This window comes from Nitrospirota bacterium, from assembly GCA_015233895.1.
Classification (GTDB): domain Bacteria; phylum Nitrospirota; class Thermodesulfovibrionia; order Thermodesulfovibrionales; family Magnetobacteriaceae; genus Magnetomonas.
The window spans coordinates 23104-43852 of sequence record JADFXG010000027.1 but is presented as its reverse complement, the minus strand read 5'-3'; the positions used below and the strand labels follow the sequence as shown (position 1 = coordinate 43852).

Below are 20749 nucleotides of genomic sequence, written 5' to 3'. Positions count from 1 at the left end.
GACAGCCATTGAGAAACTGGAGCCAGACTGTCTCTCAACTTGCTTTATTTTTTGAGGGTAGGCTAAAATTGGATATTACCGTTTAAGGTGATTTCACACTTGACACAGTTTATTGAATATATCCGAATCCCATCTCCGATTGAAAAATCAGTGGCAGCATAACAAATATAACGGCTGTCTATAAAAACCTCTGTGAGATACCATTTGTAGCCATAAAGTATGGCTTCACCCTGCTTTTCTGTTTTTACATCCGATAGCGGAATGGAAAGCCCTCTGCCCTCTGCTTTAATGACACTTTCTTTCATAGTCCAGTACTTGTAAAAACTCTTGCAACTGCTGTCAGTGGCTATCTCCTTCCACTGCAAGGTATCCATATACTTTTGAAATCCGTCTGTATCAATGGGCTTTATAAATTCTATATCTATTCCTACTCGTCCATCATCGGTTATGATACAGACGACACAGCCATCAGTGTGAGATATATTAAAATCGATTCCTGAGTCTTTGAAAAACGGCCGTCCCCATTCATTTATCAATATGTCATGTAGTGTCAACTTGAAGTCTTTAAAGAATTTATCAATACCTGAAGCTAGCAGCAATCTGCCATAGAGAGCCGCCTCTCTGTCTTGCCACCTCAGGAATCTGCGAATATTTTGCCGGTCCTTTTCAGGTAACAAATTCATATATGAGTCAAAAAGCGCTTCTGGAAGTTGTTTGTTGAAACGGATATATTGTATAAAGATCATATGACAATTTTATTATCAGATTTGAATTAACACTGAATATTTCCAAGCGTATCGGTAATTATTCTCCCTATTTCCGGTAAATGGTCATAGATAAAAAAATGGGAACCGGGAAATTGTAATAATTTTATCTTGTGAACTGTCTCATCCTGCCACCTTAGGACGTCTCTGTAACTTATCTCTTCATTAAGACCTCTCATTACTGTCATGGGCAGATTGAGGGGCGCCGATGGTTCATAGTCATAGGTCTCTACAGCTTTAAAATCAGCCCGTATTATTGGCTCAAACAGCTCCATAAGTTCATCGTTTTGAAGCACCTCATCCGGGCATCCGTCATATTTTCTAAGAAGTGCGATAAATTCGCTCTTTGAGAGTTTGTGGCGGTCACGTCTGCGGTTTTCTATAGACGGCGCCTCACATCCACTTATAAATAAGTGTTCCGGAAGCGGTTTATTTTCCTGAGTCAGCTTCTTTACCAGCAGATAGGCTAACCATCCCCCCATGCTGTGTCCCCAGAAGGCGTACCTGCCGTTTATTTTGTCCTTCATCTGGAGGTACAGCCCCTCTGCCATGTCGTAAATGTTTGTCTGTAACGGAGTGCCGTATTTTCGTCCGCGTCCCTGGAGTTCAAGCGGAGATATTTCTATAAAATCACCAATATGAGACTGGAAATCTCTGTAAGAGTATGAACTGCCGCCCGCAAATGGTAAACAAAACAGGGTAAACATATTTGCGGTGCCTGTAATCAGCAGCAACCTGGTTTTTTCCGTTTATCGGAGGCAAAAAACAGGATTATTCCAATAAATGGTGAAAAAAGAAGAGAAGCAAAAAAATATCCCCAAAATCCAAGCTTTCTGTTAGCTCCAAACATAGCTATAATCAGACTTCCCAATACGTATAAGATTATATACTCAATCATTTTTGAACCTCCTTGTGAATATCTTTTAAGTGTTCATCAAAAAACTTTTTTATGCCTTCATATGTTTCATCTTTATCGTAATTAAGCAAAGTAAACTCACCATTGCGCAATTTCTCAAAGTAAATCCTTTTATCACCTATATCACCATTTTCTTTCATATCATAGTAACCTAAAACACTTTCCCAGCCCTCAATAAATCTGATGTTTGATGCGATTACCTCAGGTGTTGTCGTGCCGCCTTTAGTAAAAGCATAAATTATAAGCTCTACATCGTCATATCCGAGAGCTGCCATTTCATGCGGCTGCCTTTTATATTTTGCCTCAAAGTGTCTTATAAACTCTCTTGTTATTGTATTGTTGTCTTCATGATTAAATTCGGTTGAAGTCACGACACCCTCTGCGGCTTTTCCTGCAATTGTCCAAAGCAGAGGTGAGTGAATGCCGTTTCCTCCTACAAAAGGTGCTGTTAATCCCATCTCCCTTGCTTGCTGTATAAATACAGCCGCATCAGGAGCTGTTCCTGCAATGAATACTGCATCGAATTTGCCCTGTCCTTTTATATTTTCGATAATATACCTGTAATCAGTGTATCCCTTATAATAAGCAAACCCTTTTTCCACATTAAGCCCGAAATCTGTGGCATACGTCTGAAAAGAGATTGCCAACCCTGTGCCGTAGGCCGAGTTGTCGTCAACTACTACGACGTCTTTATACCCCATGTCGTACATATATTTAGCCAGCCACAAAGCGCTATATCCATCCGAGGTTCTATTTCTGAACACGTACCCAAAGCCATGTCTGGTAAGGAGTGGATTTGTCGCCCTTGGTGTTATAAAAACAACACCATTATATTCATACACAACTGATGCGGCAATCGCAACGTCTGTGTTCAGATGGCCAATAACAGCTATTACATCTTCATTATTTGCAAATTCACGCGCTATTTCTATAGCGTTGTCCGGTTTACCATTGTCTTCTCTTTCTATGTACCTCATTTTTCTACCCTTAAAGCCGCCCTTTGCATTGAACTCTTCTACGGCCAGCATAATGCCATCTACCATGTCATCGGTTTGTGTGGATGATCTCACAACCCCAATAACTATATTCCCGCTTAGTTTTTCAGCTTTTACGCCCCTTTTCTCTGTTTTTTCAAAATACGTCTTGCATGAATTAAGCAATGATATAAAAATTAAAACTGTAATTAAAACAAATGTTCTCTTCAAACCCGACAACCTCTATTTCCCTGTATCCAAAAGAACAGGTAAGCCGGTCTTGCCGCCCCCTATGACTATAATCTTTGAATTTGGGGATGTTGACAAATCTTTGGTAGCAGCTATACCCACATATCTTAGTATGTTTTCATTTAAAGTAGCGTTTATAGTTTCGTTATAGACTTTTATACCCTCGGCCTCTATCTTCTTTCTAAAGGCTTCTTTTTTCTCTATATCTACCTTGTAATCATATGCGAGATCCATCTGCTCTTGTTCCATTTTTTGCAAGATGGCTTTTTGTATCTTCTCCGGCAGTGTGACCTTTGTTATCATAACGCTGTCTATCTGAACGAATCTGCGAGATACCTGTCTGAGACTCTGGTTTACTATTGTCTGAATCGCTGCATTTTTGTTGGAATATACATCATCAGCGTCATAATTACCTACTACGGCACGCAAGGCAGCCTCCACCTCAGGTTTTACTATTGTGTTAGCATAATCAGTTCCGACTGCCTGATGCAGCACTCCTAACACCTGATATTCCGGACGGTATCTGATAACAACATCCAGATGTATTGTTAATCCTTGTTTGGTTATTGCATCCACGTTGTGCTGCAAAGTCTGATATCTGACGTTGTACACAGTCATGGAATCCCATGGAAATATCAAGTGTATTCCCTCTCCGTAAACCTTATCTACTACCGTACCGCCGTAAAACCTCTTATACAGCACTCCTGCCTCTCCGGAGTTTACAGAAATAACAATCCGCTGCCAAAGAAACGCTAATAATAGTGCTACCAGTATCAGAGTTACCAGCATCTGCGGGATGTGTTCGCTAAGGTTGTCTCTGAAGCAGGCTATGCGGTTTTTAAGTTTACTTGTGCTGCCCATGATGTCTGTCCTCAGTTATTTTCCCGTAATCCATTTTAAGCACCCGGTCAGCAACATAAAAATACTTGTCATCATGAGTGGCTGCAATAATCGTTTTACCCTCGCTTTGCATTTTCCTTAATATATTGTCGTAAAAGTACTTTCTGAAATGCGGGTCCTGGTCTGCCGCCACCTCATCCAGCACATAAACCGCTCTGTTCTCCATTAAGGATTCAATCAGGGCCAGTCTTTTGCGCTGTCCGGTGGAGAGTTTTATATCAGTAAATTTACCCTCAACGTATGAGGTTTTATCAACCAGTTCCATCATATTGATAAGCTCGTTTAGTTTTATCTCGTCAACATCATCTATCCCATAAAGCCTGTCAAAGACATGGGACTCAGTGAAGATAACAGCAATCAGGTCTCTGTAATATGCGTAATTTGTCATATTAACCGCTATATCATCAACCATAATAGTTCCCGACTGAGGATAATAGAGGCCTGTCAGTATTTTAAGCAGGGTGGTTTTGCCGGAACCGTTTCCGCCAACTAAAAAGACGACTTCACCCCGTTTGATAGTCAGGTCTATGGGCCCTACGGTGAAAGATTGCTTTGCTGGTGTTTCAGGGTACGTAAATATTACTCTTTTGAGAGTTATTGCGTCAAATGTTTCTTTACTTCTTAGGATTGCATCAGGGGCTGTGTGTTTCATATCGTCGGAGTCCTCCAGAAGTTTCTCAAGATTGTCAAAGCGCTCAAGCGACATGTTTGCCTTTAGTATAAGCGGTATGGCTTCTACCACGTTTCCCAGGGGGCCTATTATAAAAAGTATCACAGCGGTTATCTGTCCTACCACCTTCACCGTTACTGACGAGGTCTGAGGCAGCACAAACACTATAGAACCAAGTAGTATGTAGAAAAATATCTGAATAAATATGTAGTTTGCTATCACTCTGTTCTCTGTGCCTATCTGTAGCTCTTTAGTGGAACGAGATATTTTTTCAAGATAATTTCGTAGCAGATCCTCGCTTTTTTTCACATTCATCTTGATTTCCTTAAAACCCTCAAGGATATGATTCATAGTGTCAAAATATTCGCCCTCTTTATTGGCCGCTGCGCGAAGTCCTTCGCTTATTTTTTTTTGGTTTAGAATATAGATTAAAACTGCGCTGCCTATCATGGCTATAGAAAACCAGAAGGCTGTCATAGAAAGTATGGCTATATAAATAAAGCAGAAAACCAGCATTACTATCTGGGAGATTCCGTTGACCATTTTTCTTGACGCCTCATAGACAATTTCCGTGTTTTCAGCCATAGTGGTATATATTTGTGTTTTACCGATTGTCTCCAGAGACATGAGAGATGTGCGCCTGATTTTATCAGAAATCCGCATATTGGCTCGATACATGGCCGTGCGCACTGTTGTGGCAGTTTCATAGAGTGAATATTTTTTTGTAACTACATACAGTAAGATGCACAGAGAAAACATTAGAAGGGATCTGAAATTAAGCTCTGAAAAATCCTGAGCGACGTTGTTTATGATTACTACTACCATTGCATTGGCAGAACCTGCCAGGGTGGACATCACAATGACCCTGGTGCTTCTGAGGTCAGTCTCAGCAGTTAAGAAATCTAAAAGTCTCATGTGTCAGTATTTACTCCGGTATCTGAAAATCTGGTGTTTACAAACGTCTGATTGGCACTCAGGCATTTTAACACTTTTGATTATACAAGCTGGTACAACAAAAATGCAATCCGTTGTTAATCAATACCATACTTTTTAAGTCTGTGTCTGAATTGGCGAAACGATATGTTTAGCACTTTTGCCGCCTCTGTTTTATTTCCGGCGGCTGTTTCAAGTGCTTTTTTAAGATACAGTTTTTCTGTTTCCATCAATATGTCATCAAGAAACACCCCGTCAGGTGGAAACTCTACCGATATGAGCTGCTCTCGGAGTTCCAGTGGGAGCTCCTCTGCAGTTATTATCTCTTCCTCGGAAAATGTAAGTACCCGGTCAATCATGTTCTCAAGTTCTCTTACGTTTCCTGGCCATGAGTATTTCATCAGGGCGTCAATGGCGTCATTTGAAAACCTTCTGTTGGTTATATTGTTCTTCTCCAAAAAGTAGTCTAATAGAATCGGGATGTCGTCTCTTCTGTTTCTTAAAGGTGGAATGTGAATTGGAATAACGTTTAACCTGTAGTACAGATCTGTTCTGAATCGCCCTGTAGCGGATTCATCTTTGAGGATTTTATTTGTAGCCGATATTACCCTTACATCGGTCTTTAGGTCTTTAGTGCCGCCAATTCTTCTGTACGTACCATCCTCAAGCACTCTGAGCAGTTTTGCTTGCAGCGCAAGGGGCATATCACCTATCTCATCCAAAAACATGGTGCCGCTGTCTGCCACTTCAAAAAGGCCCTCTTTGTTTGAGGATGCCCCTGTAAAAGAGCCCTTCATATGCCCAAACAGCTCACTCTCTAAAAGCCCCTCCGGAAGGGCTGCACAGTTTATAGCAACAAAGTCTTTATCTGCCCGTTTGCTTAGCTTATGTATGGCATGGGCAAGCAGCTCCTTGCCACAACCGGTTTCACCGGTCAACAACACGTTTGAATTGCTCTCTGCCACCCTTGGCACTGCCATAAGAAGATCTCTCATACATTTACTTTTGCCTATTATATTTTCAAAGCGGTAGGTGCCGTCCAATTGGTCTTTCAGATTTTTAACTTCTCTGCTAAGATGCCGTTTTTCAAGCGCTTTTTTTATGATTAACCGTATTTCATCTATTTTAAATGGTTTATTTACGTAGTCGTAAGCCCCGGCCTTCATTGCCTCAATAGCGTCCTCTGTGGTTCCAAAGGCTGTTATCATTATCACGATTGTCTCAGGACTTTGTTCTTTCACCTCCCTTAGAACCTCAAAGCCGGTTTGCACAGGCATCTTAATATCTGTAAGCACTATGTCAAAGATGTCTTTCTTTACAGCCTCAAGCCCCTCCCTGCCGTCATATGCTGAAACAACCTCATACCCCTCTCCCTCTAAAAGCATCCTTAGAATTTCGTTCATACTCTTTTCGTCTTCCACTATAAGGATTTTTCCATACTCCATTTCTATCCGCCTCCGGGTAAAAAGATGTCAAACGTAGTTCCTTTTTGGGGAAAACTAACCACCTTTATTTTCCCCGAATGCTCCTCTATTATCCTGTAGACTATGGCAAGCCCTAAACCGGAGCCCCCTCTTTTGGTGGTATAAAAGGGATAAAATATCTTCTTTAAAACATCACTATCAATACCCGTACCGGTATCGCTGAATGTTATTTTAACAAAATCACCGAGACGTTTAACAGAAATACTGAGAGTTCCGCCCGCTGTCAACGATTGCAAGGCATTTATACCAAGATTCAAAAACACCTGCTTAATTTTATCCTCATCACAATGAACATTTAGCGAACTCTCCGGTTCGTCATAGTTAATGCTTATATGCCTGCTGCCCTCAGCATAGGTTATCACAGAGGTGCGGAGCATGTCCACACTCTCTCGCAGCACCTTGTTTAAATAAACCGAGGTAAGATTGGGAGGTTTTGGGCTTGAGTATATGAGAAAATCAGTTATAATTTTGTTGAGTCTGTCCATTTCCTTAATTGCAATGTCCATGATGCGGGTTGTACGCTCTGGTTTTAGTGTGCCTGAAAGACTGTCCTCCCGAAGCATCTCTATTGAAGTCCTGAGCGCAGCAAGAGGATTTCTTATCTCATGGGCTATGTTTGCGGAAAGCTCTCCTATGGCTGCTAATTTCTCCTTTTCCTTCATATCCCTCTGTAGCTCAGTTATTCTGGTCTGGTCCTCAAAGGCTGTAACAAATCCCAGCAGTTGACCTGAGTTATTTGTATGGGTTGAGATTTTCATTTCTATAATCTTTTCACTATCATCTGTATAATCCGTAATAGTGCCTTTAAAAATTCCGGTATCCATTTGAACAGGTACAAATTTAAAGATGTCATACAGTGTCTTATCGGTTGCTGTTTCTCTTGAAATGCCTGTTATCTTTTCAGCTGGCCGGTTAAAGAGCATAATTTTACCGTCCTTATCTGTGTAAATCAAGCCAGCCGGTATGTTTTCTATCACCTCCTGATGAAATGAATAGAGGTCTTGAAAATTACTTTCAGCTTGTTTAAGTGTGCTTGAGGTTTTCTCAAGCCTGATAAGGAGATGGCGGCTTAAATAAGCGGTTAGAAAAAGAGCCGTCATGTTTGCAAATATGTTGTAAAAGAAGTCCTGGCCAATCAGAGTCGCAGAATATGGAACTTTCAGTATCTGGTAAAATTGCAGCACGATGACTGTACCGTAACCGATTGAATTTAATGATGCCATTATCATAATTGGGGCCCGGCCAAGTGTGACCCCGGCAGAAATAACATTTACAAGCAGCAGAAAGGAAAACCAGCTGTCTATTCCCCCTGTTATAATAATCAGAAAAAAAATAATAAAGGAATCAAAAACAATCTGAAAATAAGTAAATAAATGAAACCTGCCGGTGGTTTTAGAATCTGGGGTTTTCTGCAGTCTTTTAAGTACTAGCAGGTAAAGAATCGTAAGGATGAATATAAACACAGCCAGATTGGAAAGCAAATCAGGGTATGGAAAAACGGCAAACTTTCCGCCATAGAGAAAAAACGATGCAAGTAAAAGATATGTGATGCCGACTCTGAGAAGAATCAGAGCACGGATTTTTCTTATTTCAACAAACAAGTTTACTTAATAAGAGTGACCATCTTAAAGATGGGCAAGTACATTGCAACTACAGTAAATCCAACAGTTCCGCCCAGAAAAACTATCATGAGAGGTTCCATGAGGGCTGTCAGATTTGAAACGGTGTTGTCAACCTCTTCGTCGTAAAAGTCAGCTATTTTATTTAACATAGCATCCAGCGCTCCGGTTGACTCTCCTATTGCAATCATGCTGGTGACCATGGGCGGAAAAACCCCTGCCTTGCTAAGAGGATCTGATAACGGCAACCCCTCTGTTACTGCGCTTCTTACCGAATAAATTGTTCTTTCCACAACTTTATTGCCAGAGGTTCTTGCGGTGTTTTCAAGTCCCTCAAGAATAGGCACTCCACTTGAGATAAGTGTGCCAAGGGTCCTCGTAAATTTAGCAACAGCCACCTTTCTTATAAGAATACCAAATATGGGCATTTTTAGGAATATCTTATCGGTTATGTACTTACCGTTGTCTGTACTTCGAATTTGCTTATAGACAAACACAGTTGCTACAAAAACCACAACAATCATAAGACCGCCCCAGCCGGCTATAAAGCCGCTGAGTGCTATGATTACCCTTGTGGGAGCCGGCAGCGTGCCGCCCAATGAGGCAAACATCTTAGCAAACGTCGGTACCACAAATACCATTATAACGCCTATACATATGACCGCTATTGAAATGATAACTATAGGATAAGTCATGGCCCCTTTTACTTTCTTTTTAAGTCTCATGGACTTCTCAATGTAGTCGGCAAGCCTCTGAAGCACCGTATCCAAAATACCGCCGGCCTCTCCTGCCTGAACCATATTGGCGTAGAGTTCGTTAAACACTTTCGGATATTTTTTCAGTGCATCGGAAAACGTAGAGCCGCCCTCGACCTCTAATTTCATTTCATATATGATGTTCTTAAATGTGGGGTTTTCCGATTGCTCAGACAGTATGTCAAGTGACTGGACAAGTGGGAGACCGGCATCAATCATTGTTGAAAACTGGCGTGTAAACACCACCAGGTCTTTATCTGATACAGAACCACCGAATGATAAACTTTTTTTCTTTAGCTGCCCAGTCGTCTTTTGCCCTGCCATACATCTCCCTCCTTAAACAAATAAGAGCACTATTGTATATTATACTAAAACTAAAGAAATTTTCTTGTACATGTTTTATTTTATGTTATTTAAGGTTTTTTGAAAGCTTTTAAATAGACTATACAGTCATCACAGTTGTCGCCGTTTTCCTTAATGCACCTCTTTTTACTCAACTCCCAACAGGACATGGATTTGTTGACATAGGCTGAACACATGCTTTTCTTTTTTTCCGGACAGTTAGTTATTTCCCAGCATGGAGCGTAGTCAAGGAGGAGTTTTAATCCCTCAATACTTATCTTTCTGTTGTGAATCAAATCTCTTATACACTGGAGCCACTTTACATCGTTTTCCGAGTAGTATCTGTTTTTATTTCTCCGTGTCGGCTTGATTAGTCCGTGTTTTTCATATAATCGCAGTGTTTGGTCAGTTATACCTACCAACTCGGCTGCCACTCCGATTGCATAAAGCGGCATGTCGTTTCTGTGCACAACCAACCCCTTTTTCATATCTGGTGTTTTCATACCTTTCCCTTCATGCGCCTGTAGTAATGTATTTAGTAATTGCCGCTATCAACATCAGTACTAATAGTATCTTAATTAAAATTAAAAAATCAAGATTTTTTTTGTTTTGTTTAACCAAAATAAAAATAACCACAGGGTTTGAACCGCCTTTATTTGACATTTACAATTAAAAATGCTATAATGCTATTTAGTGGTAAGAGTGATGTTATGTGCTCTTTATTTAATTTAACGAGTGGGCTTAACCCACTTTTTTGTTTTTTATGATGGAAATGCAGAAGAAATTAAGAAACCTCGTAGAGGAGGTAGCACTGAGAAACGGTGTGGATATAGTCGGGGTTGAGGTAAAGGGCCGCGGCAGCCGTACACTTTTGAGATTGACGTTGGATAAGGAGAGCGGAGTTACTCTAAGTGACTGTGAGAGGGTTAGCCGTGAAGTAGGTGTGATGCTTGACGTAGAGGACATGTTTCCTGAGTCATATACACTTGAGGTGACCTCTCCCGGCATAGACAGGCCGCTTAAGGGCAGGACAGATTTCTTAAAGAATATCGGGAAACTTCTCAATGTGGTAACAGCAGAAAAGATAAGTAATGAGAATTTTTTCAGGGGACGCCTCCAAAGCGTCGAGGAGGATTCGATAACCCTTACGGTTGATAAGAGAATTGTGGCAATCCCCATTGACAACGTATCAAGAGCTAAAGTGGAGATAGAGATAAGATGAGCAAAGAAATCCGGTACGTAATAGAGCAGATAAGCAATGAAAAGGGGATATCGAGGGACCACCTGAGAGCCACAATAGAGTCGGCGATGTTGACGGCAGTGAAGAGGAAATTCGTAAGGAATGAAAACATAGGGCTGACTATAAGTCCTGAAAGCTATGAACTCAGAGTATTTAAGACAAAAACAGTAGTAAATAATGTTGTTGACCCACATATTGAAATAACACTTCCGGATGCTCTTCTGCTTAATAAAAATGCAAAAATAGGCGATGAGATACAAGACCCTATTGATATAAAGGACTTTGGACGTATTGCAGCTCAAACAGCCAAACAGGTGATAATGCAAAAAGTGCGGGAGGCTGAAAGGGACGTAATTTATGATAAATTCATCGGTAAGGTGCATACAATTGCCTCAGGTGTGGTGCAAAGAAAAGAAAAAGGGATGTACTTTATAAACATCGGGAAAGTGGAGGCTGTGCTGCCGATAAGGGATACGTTGCCCAGAGAGTATCTTAAGTCGGGGGATACGATAAGGGCGTATATTGCGGCTGTTAATCCCTCTTCAAAGGGGCCTCAGATAGTATTGTCGAGGGCTTCTGCGGAATTCGTATCGGAGCTTTTTAAGATGGAGGTTCCGGAGATTAATGACGGGATAGTTACAATAAAAGACCTGGTCAGAGAGCCAGGGGAGAGAACAAAATTAGCCGTGTTTTCCAGTGATCATTCGATAGACCCCGTGGGAGCATGTGTTGGGATGAAAGGAACCCGTGTGCAGGCTATAGTGAGAGAATTACGTGGAGAACGTATAGACATTATCCACTGGACCACTGATATAAGGGTCTATATAGCCAAGGCGCTGACGCCTGCCGAGGTGGATAAAATCGGTATCAATGAAGAGGATAAAACAGCTATGGTCGTTGTTGATGACACACAGCTCTCTCTGGCTATCGGTAAAAAAGGGCAAAACGTAAAGCTTGCCATGAAACTTACCGGTTGGGATATAGATATTATAAGTGAGACTCGATACTCAAAGATGCGTCTGGATGGCACAGATAAGGACTTTGACGATATTATACTGGAACAGAGGCAAGGCAGCTAAAGTTGAGGGTAGGGGGGGTGTGAATTGTGGAGTGACCTTAAAGAAGATTTGGCGCGTGGGATAGAAAAAATTAAATGGGTCTCCGTGTTTGTTTCCGACAGATTGAAAACAGATATCGCATTATTTAAACTCCTTGAAAAAATAACAGAGCTTGAAAGGTCAAAGACTTCACTGTATGCTGAGATAGGTGAGAAGGTATATGAATTAAGCTCTGCCGAAAATCCGTCTAACGTTTATACCCATCCGGAGATTTCAAGGAATCTGCGGGATGTTACAGAGCTTGACAACAAGATTGAAGAATTAAAGAAACAGGCTTCAGCAGTCAGCACACCAGAGGGGTAGGGTGTTTCCTTATATAGTGGTTTTGACCTTTGGGCTTGTTGTTGGCTCATTCCTAAATGTCTGTATTTACAGACTGCCGCTGGAAAAATCTATTGTGAGTCCGCCCTCATCGTGCCCGCACTGTCACACCCGTATTTTACCGTGGGATAACATCCCAGTGTTAAGTTATTTGATACTGCTTGGCAAATGCAGACATTGCAAGGAAAAAATCTCAATACGATACCCATTAGTTGAACTACTGAACGGGCTTTTGTATGTGCTTACGTTTTATAAATTCCACCTGACCCCGTATTCAATATTTTATATGGTATTTGTATCGTCTATGATTGTGATAATCTTTATTGATTTTGACCACATGATTATCCCAGATGTTATAACAATCCCTGGCGCCATAGCAGGTCTCATCGCCAGCGCTTTCATACTGCCCGATGTATTTAACACAAGCCAGAAACTCGGTATTGTAAACTCAATAATTGGATTGGCTGTTGGATTTGGGGTTTTTTATACGATAGCTTTTTTGGGTGAAAAAATCTTGAAAAAAGAGGCTATGGGCGGCGGTGACATCAAGATGATGGCGATGACCGGCGCTGTCTTAGGCTGGAAAGCCGTACTTATGGCAATGTTTGCCGGTAGCTTTATCGGCTCAATCTATGGCATCTCGGTGATGATTGTAAAGGGCAGGAATTGGCAGTCAAGGATTCCCTTTGGCCCCTTTTTAGCAATCGGTACGCTTCTTAGCCTGTATTTTGGACGGGAATTGCTGTTTTTATATTTACACGCAGGAAGGCGGTAGGGAGGAGATGCAAGTATTAAGGGAAAGGACTCTGTCCTTTCCCTTAGACCCTATCCTGCACGGGGAATGATTCCCCGTGACCCCCGGTTCTTTGATTGCGATTGTGTAGTTTAGTTTCATGTTTTGTTGGTGTGCTTGTGGGTAGAGAATTTTTCAACCGGCGTTCCGCCGCTTAAAAAGTTTCAATGAGAGCTCCGCCCTCAAAACAGATGAACAGATGAAAAGATTTAATAGTATAATCTCTCAGTGTTAGCTAATCTTTAGAATTCTGTAGCCTTAATGGTTATCTTGCAAGTGGCCTCTTAAATTACCATCTTTATCATAAGTGATCGCGACGAGGTAATCCACAGGCATTCCATAGTGTGTCAAAAGTTGGCGTCAAAAGTTTTTCCAATTCAGTTTTTTCTAAAACCGTCGAATAGTCATCAATTAAAATGTCTTGAAACATAAGCATGTCTTTGTCTATAGGTTTCGGTGTCTCTGTATAATTATTGTCAATTTTTAAAAGAACACCTTTTACATCCAACAATGTGATTACAACAATCATAGGACATTGCATATTTATTTTTTTGAGAAAAGTTACGTACTTCAAAACAGCATCAATAATTATGTTTTTAAAAGCACTATAAGGTATAAATATTTCTTCTTTTTCTTTATAGATTATGTCAGATTCAACTGATTCTATACACCCGGTTCTGAATAGCTGGCAATAGCTTGAGGTATCAATACTGGAGTGAGCTAGAAAGGCATCGTTGTTGGAATCATGAGTTAACGGTTTTATTCTCATCAAGCTCAGGTCATATAATTGAGGAGAATCAAAAATTTTAGGGATTGATTGAGAAGCAAAAGAAGCAATGGGCAATATATGTAAAACGACCTTAGGTCCTTTATCAATTTCAAAGGGGAGATCATCTAATTTAAAAATTCTATCAAGCCGTTCACTTATAAAACGCTTCATTTCTTCAGTTGTAGGGTCAAGCTGATTGTCTGTCATACATGTTCCTTTTATAAACCAATGAATTTTTTTCATATAGGTAAAACCATCTTGTATATTATTTTAAAACCATAAGGATTGTCAATAATTACTCAGTGATATTTATATAAAAATAGACGCTTTTGTCAGACCGAGTAAGTAACGAAATGGAATCGGGCATCCATGCCTAAACAATAAGATTTGTACTGTTATGTCTGATTGCACTGGTATATATAGAACGGTAATACGTATAAATCTTTTAATCTGCTCGTCTGTTGTGCGGGCAGAGCTCGCATTAAAACTTTTTAAGCGGCGGAACGCCGGTTAAAAAATTCTTTACTAACAAGCAAACCAACTCAACATTAGATTAAACCACCCAATCGCAGCAAAAAAACTTAGGGTCAAGGGAGCTGGCTCCCTTGTGGGAGAGGGTTTTTAAGGGAGAGGGCAAAGCCCTTTCCCTTAATACTACTTATCCATCAGTTTGAGAAATTCCTCATAGGTTATGATTTTAATGTTAAGTATTTTTGCTTTGTCAAATTTGCTACCGGGTTTGTCACCGGCTATCACGTACGATGTCTCTTTGGATACAGCAGAGGCCACTTTGCCTCCGTTTTCTGAGATTAATGCCTCAAGCCGTTTACGCTCAACCGGCAGAGTTCCGGTGATTACAACCTTTAAACCATCCAGTGGCAATTTAGCGCCAAAAAGCCCGGGCTGTACGTCCTCGCTTGAGACGTTTGATTTATAGTCGGGATTGCTTAGCTGAACGCCTTTATTTAAAATCTCTTTTATTGCTTGTATGTTTTTTTCGTCATTAAAAAATTCTGCAATGCTCTCAGCTATGATTTCGCCAAGTCCTTCTGTCTCAACAAGTTCTTCATGTTTTATGTGATACAATTTATCTATGCTTTTGTAACGGACAGCGAGAACCTTTGAAACAAACTCCCCGGCATGTCTTAACCCAAGAGCGTAGAGAAACCGTGCAAGGGTCGCTTTTTTACTGTTTTCTATGGATATAAATAAATTATCCACCGATTTTTCGGCAAATCCGGGAAGTCCGTATATTTTAAAAGCCTCTAATTTATAAATATCCGTGATGGACTTAATCAACCCCTTTTCATAAAACATCTCTATTGTTTTCCTCCCAAGTCCTTCAATATTCATAGCAGCCCGTGACACATAGTGCTTAAGGCGACCGATGGCCTGAGCGCTGCAATTTAACCCTATACACCTGTATGCCGCAGCCTCTGTGGTTTCATCAGATGCCGCCTCTTTGACCACATCAGAGCCGCACACAGGACAGGCAGAAGGTGGTGGAAATTCAGTTTCTCGTTCGGCGCTGTCACGATATAAAACCTCAACAACGTGTGGTATCACATCCCCTGCACGCTCCACGATGACCGTGTCTCCCGGGCGGATGTCCTTTCGTCTTATCTCATCCCAGTTGTGCAGAGTTGAACGAGATACGGTAACTCCTCCGATTGAAACAGGACTAAGGATGGCAACAGGGGTCAGCGTTCCGGTGCGTCCAACGCTAACTGTGATTTCCCGTATTTTTGTTACCCCTCGGTGTGCCTGATACTTAAAGGCAATTGCCCAGCGCGGTTCTTTTGTCCGTGCTCCAAGAGTTTCTCTAAGTTTAAAATCATTTACCTTTATCACAGCCCCGTCAATGTCAAAGGGCAACGATTCTCGGATTTTACCAATGTGTTTAACCACATCCAGAGCTTTTTCGATGTTTGGCACTACTTCAAAAATATGCGGTGTTGGAAACTTGTTATCTCTGAGCCAACCGACAAGCCCATCCTGTGTGCTGAATGGTATTGCAGAGGCAAACCCAAGCCCGTAGCACGCTATTTGAACCTTTCTTTGTGCCGTGATGTTGGGATCCAGTTGTCTTATGGCGCCTGCTGCTGCGTTACGAGGGTTAGCAAATGGCTGGTCTCCTTGAGCTATCCTGAGTTCGTTTACTTTGATAAAATCATCGCGTTTCATAAAGATTTCACCCCGGATTTCTATTTCCTCCGGCACATTGCCGCCGGGAATTTTAAGAGGAATCGCCTTTATGGTTTTTATGTTTTGTGTTACATCCTCACCTGTTAAGCCATCTCCTCTGGTTGAGCCCCTTACAAGTGTTCCCCGTTCATAACTTAATTCCACGGCAAGTCCGTCGTACTTTACCTCCACACTGTAGCAGATGTCAGAAGGTGTATCCAGCAGTCTCTTCACGCGCCGGTCAAACTCAATGGCCTCTTCAAATGAAAACGTATCGTCAAGGGAGAGCATAGGGATTCTGTGATGGGCTTTTTCAAATTTATCCAGAGGTTTGCCGCCTACTCGTTCTGTTGGAGAGTCATTTGGTACATAACCGTATTTTGTCTGAAGTTCCTTGAGTCTTCCGTACATGAGGTCATATTGCTCATCGGTAATCTCAGGGGCATCCAGCACATAGTACTTGTAAGAATGGTAATTAAGCTCCTTTACGAGCGCCTCTATTTCAGCTTTTGCATCTGCCATATGTGACTCATAATACCAATTCGTTTTCAAAAAGGTAAATTAATAAAAGGAATAAACCACAGATAAATATAAATTAACACAAATTACAGTTGTTTAATTGACAGTTGTAAGCGTTTAGTAATTCTGATTTAGGATTAGACCTACCCCTCTATCCCTGCGCTCTTTGACATCTGTGACTTTACTGAGTATTTACATTTGAGTTAAGATAACATAATGGTTTGTGATGGCAATATTTGGGGCGGTTAATGATAATATTTCACCCTCATGCGAAGGAGCGGTTAACAGAACGAGGAGCTACTGAACGGTTTTATGAAAATAAGCTACGATCCAAGATACAACATTGCATATTTACGTTTGCATGAAGGTGTGGAGCCTGCCGGTGTGGAGACAATAAAGATGAGTGAAGAGATTAACATTGATATGGCACCTGACGGTACAATCTATGGCATAGAACTATTGAATGCCAATGCACAGCTTAATAAAGCTGACAAAGGGAAACTTCTGGTCGTTAATGAGGCAACAGGAGAGGAGTCGGAGTTCGCTATCTTTTAGGAATTTTATCTGCGTTCATCTGCGTCATCTGCGGAAAAAAAGCTTTTAAAAGATCTCTATCCGCAGATTGCGCAGATTTTCGCAGATATGAAGGGCGAATAATTATTCGCCCCTACCCCTCTATCCCTGCGCGCTTTAATGCCTGTGACACTTCATAACTCTTTAACGTCTTATTGATTTCTGTTACATCTTTTAGGCACTGTGCCGATTCCGCAGGTTTGCCAGTCGCTTCGTATAACGCCGCAAGGTTAAAAAGAGCGTTCGCAACACCAAACGTATCGCCAATCTCCTTACTGATTTTTAAACTCTCAAGGAGATACTGAAGCGCTCTGTCATAATCGCCTTTGGCGTCATATATCTGGCTGATATTATTTAAAGCAGCCCCTTCCTGTTGCTTGTCGCCTATCTCTCTCGCTATTTTTAAACTCTCAAGCAGATATTTAAGTGCTTCGTCATAATCGCGCTTGGCATCATATATCAGGCTAATATTATTTAAAGTGATCCCTTCCTGTTGTTTATCGCCAATCTCCTTACTGTTTTTTAAACTATCACGCATATACTTAAGCGCTGAGTAATAATCGCCTTTTACTCTATAAATCTCACCGATATTATTTAAAGTAACCCCATCCCCCTTTTTATTATTAATCTGCTTACTGAGTTTTAAGCTATCAAGCAGATACTTAAGAGCGCTGTCATAATCGCCTTTGACATGATATATCTGACCAATATTACTTAAGATAGCCCCTTCTTGTTGTTTATCGCCCTTAGCCTTTGTAATTTTTTCGACCTCTAAAAATATCTTTAGTGCTCCGTCAAGGTCGCAATATAATTGAAGAATTAACCCCAGATAATTTAAAACATGTAAATCTGACTCCAACCCGAGTAATTCATAAACGGCTTTACAATAATGGAAGGCTGCTGAATACAATGAGCTGTCATAATAATAGCGAGACAGTCTTGAGCCGATTTCATTAATCTTTTCTTTTACTCTGGCTTTGTGGTAGTGATAGAATGCCTCCTCATGTTCCGTTAAACCGCCATCAAAATTATTAACAACATCATCGTAATAATCACCAGCGAGTTTATCGGAAAAGTTGACTTTAAGGGAATGGATTCCTGCTTCCGCAGGAATGACAGAAAAGGAAGTGATCCCCTCTTTGTCATTCCCGGGGCTCAGCGACCCCATGCAGAGCGGGAATCCAGTCTTTTTCAGTGTATCCTCATTTGACATTAAGCCGTCATGTTCTTTCAATAAATCGGCGATTATCGGCGTTACGAAATAGTATTTAACTGTCTCTGTATCGTCTGTCTTAACCGTTGAAATCTCAATAAGAGTCAGATTGCCCAGATATGAAAGAGCGCTATCTAAGTCTGTTAGCACTTGTCCCTCAGGCTGCACTTGGACGCCTTAAGTTGAACCGGAATCCTGAAATTGGAAAGCAGATACAAAACCCGCTTTTGACCAGCGTTAACCAGCTTTAGTAATTCTCTAAAAACAAGATTCAGCGCCATCTCAGATTTTATGTCAGTAACAGCTGCAGCTAAAACCGCTTTCATACTTTTTATCGTTTTAAGAGATTCTGTGATTTCTGTTCGCTTATTCTTATAAATCTCGTTAAAGAATTCAAGCGCCCGGAAATTCCCGCCTAAGCTTTCATACAGAAATTTAACCAGATCGACAAATTCGGCCTCTTGCTTATCAAAAATCGTATCTAAATAGAATTTCTTGTTTAGCTCATTATGAATTTCAAACAACTCCAGATATTGGCACTTTTTCCAATAATCGTTAAACCCGATGTTGTTTAAGTTGACCTCAATTACATTTGCAAGTCCGGGAATTGAGTATCTGCCGGTTAAAACCAACTGTAAGATTTTCTCACTACACAGATGCTTTATAACCTCGTAAATGTCATTATATTCTGCTTTAAACAAACCTGTTGAAACATCCTGAAATGTTTCAAGGTTGTCAAACACTAAAACGGGGTCATAGTCTGTTGCAAAAACTCTCAATATTGTATCAAGCCGAAGTATCGCCTCTGGAATAGATTTTGATGTTATTGTAATATTCACCATTTTTTCAGAGCCGGTTTTTAACATTGCAGCTTCTATAACTTTTAAAACATCGTCAATCGAGCGCACCTCATGAGTGATAATAACCGGAACGGTCTTAGCAGGATCCTTTGTTATAGCCCGTTGAACCATATATTCGGCCATTGTGCTTTTACCGACTCCTCCCTGACCCTTCAGCATTATAGGTTTCCGATCAAAAAACGGTTCAAATACTTTTGCTTTCTCAGCCCTGCGCCCGACAAACATAAAACCCGCCTTGTGAGCTAACGATATTTGTTTGCCCTCGGTCACATATTGATAGTTTGTCAATTTCAAGGGAACAGGAGCGCTATCCCAGTCCACGAGTTTTTCAATTTTACGTGAGACGTAGAGATTTGGAATCATCCATTGTTGTGTTACATAGCCGCCATTGGCAGCTTGTTGTTGCTCATGAATTTTCAGGCGTTTCATAGCGGTTGAGAAAGCCTCAGGGATAGACAGCCCGTTTGCGAGTTCTGTGTAAAGCTCTGCTGTGAAACGTATTGCATGTCTATCTGACACAGACATTCCCATTGAGATAACAGACGGTGTTTCAATATTTATAAGCTTGTTAGTTACACCGCTTAATATCTTTTCTGAATTGCCCTGAGCGGTCTTACACGATGACAACACAACAAGTGGGATTTTATAATCGGGTTTTGCATTAACCGCCTTTGCAAAATCTAAATCTGTTACAGGTACACGCGTCTCTTGTAAAGTATTATGATCTTCAAGACACAATGTCCCCTGTGAACCCTTAAATGAACCGTGTCCGGAAAAATGCAGAATGTGGTATTTGTTATCTTTGTTTTTAAGTTTTGACTCTAATGCCTCAAGGGAACCGTCATCAGTATAGTCAATTTGCACATGGCCGGTTTTAAGCAGCGGTTCAAATGCTTTTAAAATACTGTACTCCTCATCTTCATATGAGAGACGCTGTTCCAGTTTTAAATCAGTTGGCGAGGAAATCATAATCAGGATTTTTAATGGCGCTGCTACTTGTGGTGTAAAATCAGAATAATTTTTATCAAATATCGGAGTTGGTGTTTTTACTATATGCAGACTTTTGATGTCAACAAGCTGTTTAAAGTGATTTGTTTCCCTTACAAGCGGCCACGGGAGATTTAGGATTTCATTATCTTTGTCAATCAGCCGCAACACATAATGGTTATTGTTTTCATAAGCGTCTTTAAGATTTGCTCTGACTTCAGTGTTGGCATTGATAATCTCTGTAAGCTCTTCTGTAAGAGACACAGGGACATCACATTTGATTAGCCCCTTATTTTCCATCGCATCGGTAAATTGTGCACCGAGTTGTTTTAAGCGCGTTCGTTGTTTGTCAGAAATATTAAGCGTAACGTCTTTCCATTGCATAGCTCTCGTCCTCGTTATCCCAAGAATTTACTATCCAAATTATAACTTAATGTGTGGAGGGGATTGCAAGGGCGCTTTGCTCCTCGCAATGACGGCTTGGAATGATCGCTAACACCAAAACCGGGGGTCAAGGGGTTTAAAACCCCTTGTGGGAGAGGGTCTAAGGGAGAGGGCAACGCCCT

19 protein-coding genes are annotated in these 20749 nt (G+C 40.9%); 5 read left to right on the top strand and 14 right to left on the bottom strand.

From position 1 onward, the window contains the following. Positions 1-62 precede the first annotated feature (62 nt). The 10 genes from HQK88_13930 to HQK88_13885 form a co-directional block, all read right to left on the bottom strand. The gene (locus HQK88_13930; GenBank protein ID MBF0617901.1) at positions 63-683 is read right to left on the bottom strand and encodes a 4'-phosphopantetheinyl transferase superfamily protein; all 621 of its coding nucleotides are present in this window, start codon (positions 681-683) and stop codon (positions 63-65) included. Positions 684-772: 89 nt separating this feature from the next. After that, positions 773-1471 (bottom strand): thioesterase, encoded by a 699-nt coding sequence (locus HQK88_13925; GenBank protein MBF0617900.1) that lies wholly within the window; start codon positions 1469-1471, stop codon positions 773-775. 17 nt (positions 1472-1488) lie between these two features. Further along, complete coding sequence (locus tag HQK88_13920) at positions 1489-1662, bottom strand: hypothetical protein (GenBank protein ID MBF0617899.1); 174 nt, start codon at positions 1660-1662, stop codon at positions 1489-1491. Then, positions 1659-2885, bottom strand: a complete 1227-nt coding sequence (locus tag HQK88_13915; GenBank protein ID MBF0617898.1) for an ABC transporter substrate-binding protein — start codon at positions 2883-2885, stop codon at positions 1659-1661. Before HQK88_13915 ends, HQK88_13920 begins: the two co-directional genes overlap by 4 nt. Positions 2886-2897: 12 nt before the next feature. After that, a complete protein-coding gene (locus tag HQK88_13910; GenBank protein ID MBF0617897.1) occupies positions 2898-3764 on the bottom strand; it encodes a prohibitin family protein in 867 nt (288 codons plus the stop codon). Further along, complete coding sequence (locus HQK88_13905; protein ID MBF0617896.1) at positions 3748-5388, bottom strand: cyclic peptide export ABC transporter; 1641 nt, start codon at positions 5386-5388, stop codon at positions 3748-3750. Before HQK88_13905 ends, HQK88_13910 begins: the two co-directional genes overlap by 17 nt. Before the next feature lie 116 nt (positions 5389-5504). After that, the gene (locus HQK88_13900) at positions 5505-6851 is read right to left on the bottom strand and encodes a sigma-54-dependent Fis family transcriptional regulator (protein ID MBF0617895.1); all 1347 of its coding nucleotides are present in this window, start codon (positions 6849-6851) and stop codon (positions 5505-5507) included. A gap of 2 nt (positions 6852-6853) precedes the next feature. After that, positions 6854-8491: a PAS domain-containing protein gene (locus tag HQK88_13895; protein MBF0617894.1), complete on the bottom strand. Its 1638-nt coding sequence runs from the start codon at positions 8489-8491 to the stop codon at positions 6854-6856. 2 nt (positions 8492-8493) lie between these two features. Beyond that, complete coding sequence (locus HQK88_13890) at positions 8494-9588, bottom strand: type II secretion system F family protein (GenBank protein ID MBF0617893.1); 1095 nt, start codon at positions 9586-9588, stop codon at positions 8494-8496. An 89-nt stretch (positions 9589-9677) separates the two neighbouring features. Beyond that, on the bottom strand, positions 9678-10109 hold the full coding sequence (locus HQK88_13885) for a MerR family transcriptional regulator (protein ID MBF0617892.1): 432 nt from the start codon (positions 10107-10109) through the stop codon (positions 9678-9680). Between the two features lie 269 nt (positions 10110-10378). Between HQK88_13885 and HQK88_13880 the strand changes: the two genes are divergently transcribed. The 4 genes from HQK88_13880 to HQK88_13865 are packed head-to-tail and all read left to right on the top strand — an operon-like array spanning position 10379 to position 13060. Next, positions 10379-10828 carry a ribosome maturation factor RimP gene (locus HQK88_13880; GenBank protein ID MBF0617891.1) on the top strand — a complete coding sequence of 150 codons (450 nt, stop codon included), beginning with the start codon at positions 10379-10381 and terminating at the stop codon, positions 10826-10828. Continuing rightward, positions 10825-11925, top strand: a complete 1101-nt coding sequence (gene nusA / locus HQK88_13875; protein MBF0617890.1) for a transcription termination/antitermination protein NusA — start codon at positions 10825-10827, stop codon at positions 11923-11925. Before HQK88_13880 ends, nusA begins: the two co-directional genes overlap by 4 nt. A gap of 24 nt (positions 11926-11949) precedes the next feature. Continuing rightward, entirely contained in the window at positions 11950-12267 is a 318-nt protein-coding gene (locus tag HQK88_13870; GenBank protein MBF0617889.1) for a hypothetical protein, read from the top strand. Between the two features lies 1 nt (position 12268). After that, complete coding sequence (locus HQK88_13865; GenBank protein ID MBF0617888.1) at positions 12269-13060, top strand: prepilin peptidase; 792 nt, start codon at positions 12269-12271, stop codon at positions 13058-13060. Positions 13061-13379: 319 nt separating this feature from the next. On the opposite strand, the gene HQK88_13860 is transcribed toward HQK88_13865, so the two are convergent. Both HQK88_13860 and ligA read right to left on the bottom strand, forming a co-directional pair. Beyond that, positions 13380-14090: a hypothetical protein gene (locus tag HQK88_13860; GenBank protein ID MBF0617887.1), complete on the bottom strand. Its 711-nt coding sequence runs from the start codon at positions 14088-14090 to the stop codon at positions 13380-13382. Positions 14091-14501: 411 nt separating this feature from the next. Next, entirely contained in the window at positions 14502-16553 is a 2052-nt protein-coding gene (gene ligA / locus HQK88_13855; protein ID MBF0617886.1) for an NAD-dependent DNA ligase LigA, read from the bottom strand. 309 nt (positions 16554-16862) lie between these two features. Between ligA and HQK88_13850 the strand changes: the two genes are divergently transcribed. Continuing rightward, positions 16863-17105, top strand: a complete 243-nt coding sequence (locus HQK88_13850; protein MBF0617885.1) for a DUF2283 domain-containing protein — start codon at positions 16863-16865, stop codon at positions 17103-17105. 112 nt (positions 17106-17217) lie between these two features. Here the strand turns inward: HQK88_13850 and HQK88_13845 are convergent, their stop codons facing one another. Next, positions 17218-18486, bottom strand: a complete 1269-nt coding sequence (locus tag HQK88_13845; GenBank protein ID MBF0617884.1) for a tetratricopeptide repeat protein — start codon at positions 18484-18486, stop codon at positions 17218-17220. Beyond that, entirely contained in the window at positions 18480-20567 is a 2088-nt protein-coding gene (locus HQK88_13840) for a CHAT domain-containing protein (protein MBF0617883.1), read from the bottom strand. Before HQK88_13840 ends, HQK88_13845 begins: the two co-directional genes overlap by 7 nt. Positions 20568-20749: the final 182 nt, after the last annotated feature.

Bases quoted from the DNA above. Each gene is read 5' to 3' on its own strand.
- HQK88_13930 (MBF0617901.1), bottom strand. From the start codon at position 683: ATGAATTTGTTACCTGAAAAGGACCGGCAAAATATTCGCAGATTCCTG.
- HQK88_13925 (MBF0617900.1), bottom strand. From the start codon at position 1,471: ATGTTTACCCTGTTTTGTTTACCATTTGCGGGCGGCAGTTCATACTCT.
- HQK88_13920 (MBF0617899.1), bottom strand. From the start codon at position 1,662: ATGATTGAGTATATAATCTTATACGTATTGGGAAGTCTGATTATAGCT.
- HQK88_13910 (MBF0617897.1), bottom strand. From the start codon at position 3,764: ATGGGCAGCACAAGTAAACTTAAAAACCGCATAGCCTGCTTCAGAGAC.
- HQK88_13905 (MBF0617896.1), bottom strand. From the start codon at position 5,388: ATGAGACTTTTAGATTTCTTAACTGCTGAGACTGACCTCAGAAGCACC.
- HQK88_13900 (MBF0617895.1), bottom strand. From the start codon at position 6,851: ATGGAGTATGGAAAAATCCTTATAGTGGAAGACGAAAAGAGTATGAAC.
- HQK88_13890 (MBF0617893.1), bottom strand. From the start codon at position 9,588: ATGGCAGGGCAAAAGACGACTGGGCAGCTAAAGAAAAAAAGTTTATCA.
- HQK88_13885 (MBF0617892.1), bottom strand. From the start codon at position 10,109: ATGAAAACACCAGATATGAAAAAGGGGTTGGTTGTGCACAGAAACGAC.
- HQK88_13880 (MBF0617891.1), top strand. From the start codon at position 10,379: ATGCAGAAGAAATTAAGAAACCTCGTAGAGGAGGTAGCACTGAGAAAC.
- nusA (MBF0617890.1), top strand. From the start codon at position 10,825: ATGAGCAAAGAAATCCGGTACGTAATAGAGCAGATAAGCAATGAAAAG.
- HQK88_13860 (MBF0617887.1), bottom strand. From the start codon at position 14,090: ATGAAAAAAATTCATTGGTTTATAAAAGGAACATGTATGACAGACAAT.
- ligA (MBF0617886.1), bottom strand. From the start codon at position 16,553: ATGGCAGATGCAAAAGCTGAAATAGAGGCGCTCGTAAAGGAGCTTAAT.
- HQK88_13850 (MBF0617885.1), top strand. From the start codon at position 16,863: ATGAAAATAAGCTACGATCCAAGATACAACATTGCATATTTACGTTTG.
- HQK88_13840 (MBF0617883.1), bottom strand. From the start codon at position 20,567: ATGCAATGGAAAGACGTTACGCTTAATATTTCTGACAAACAACGAACG.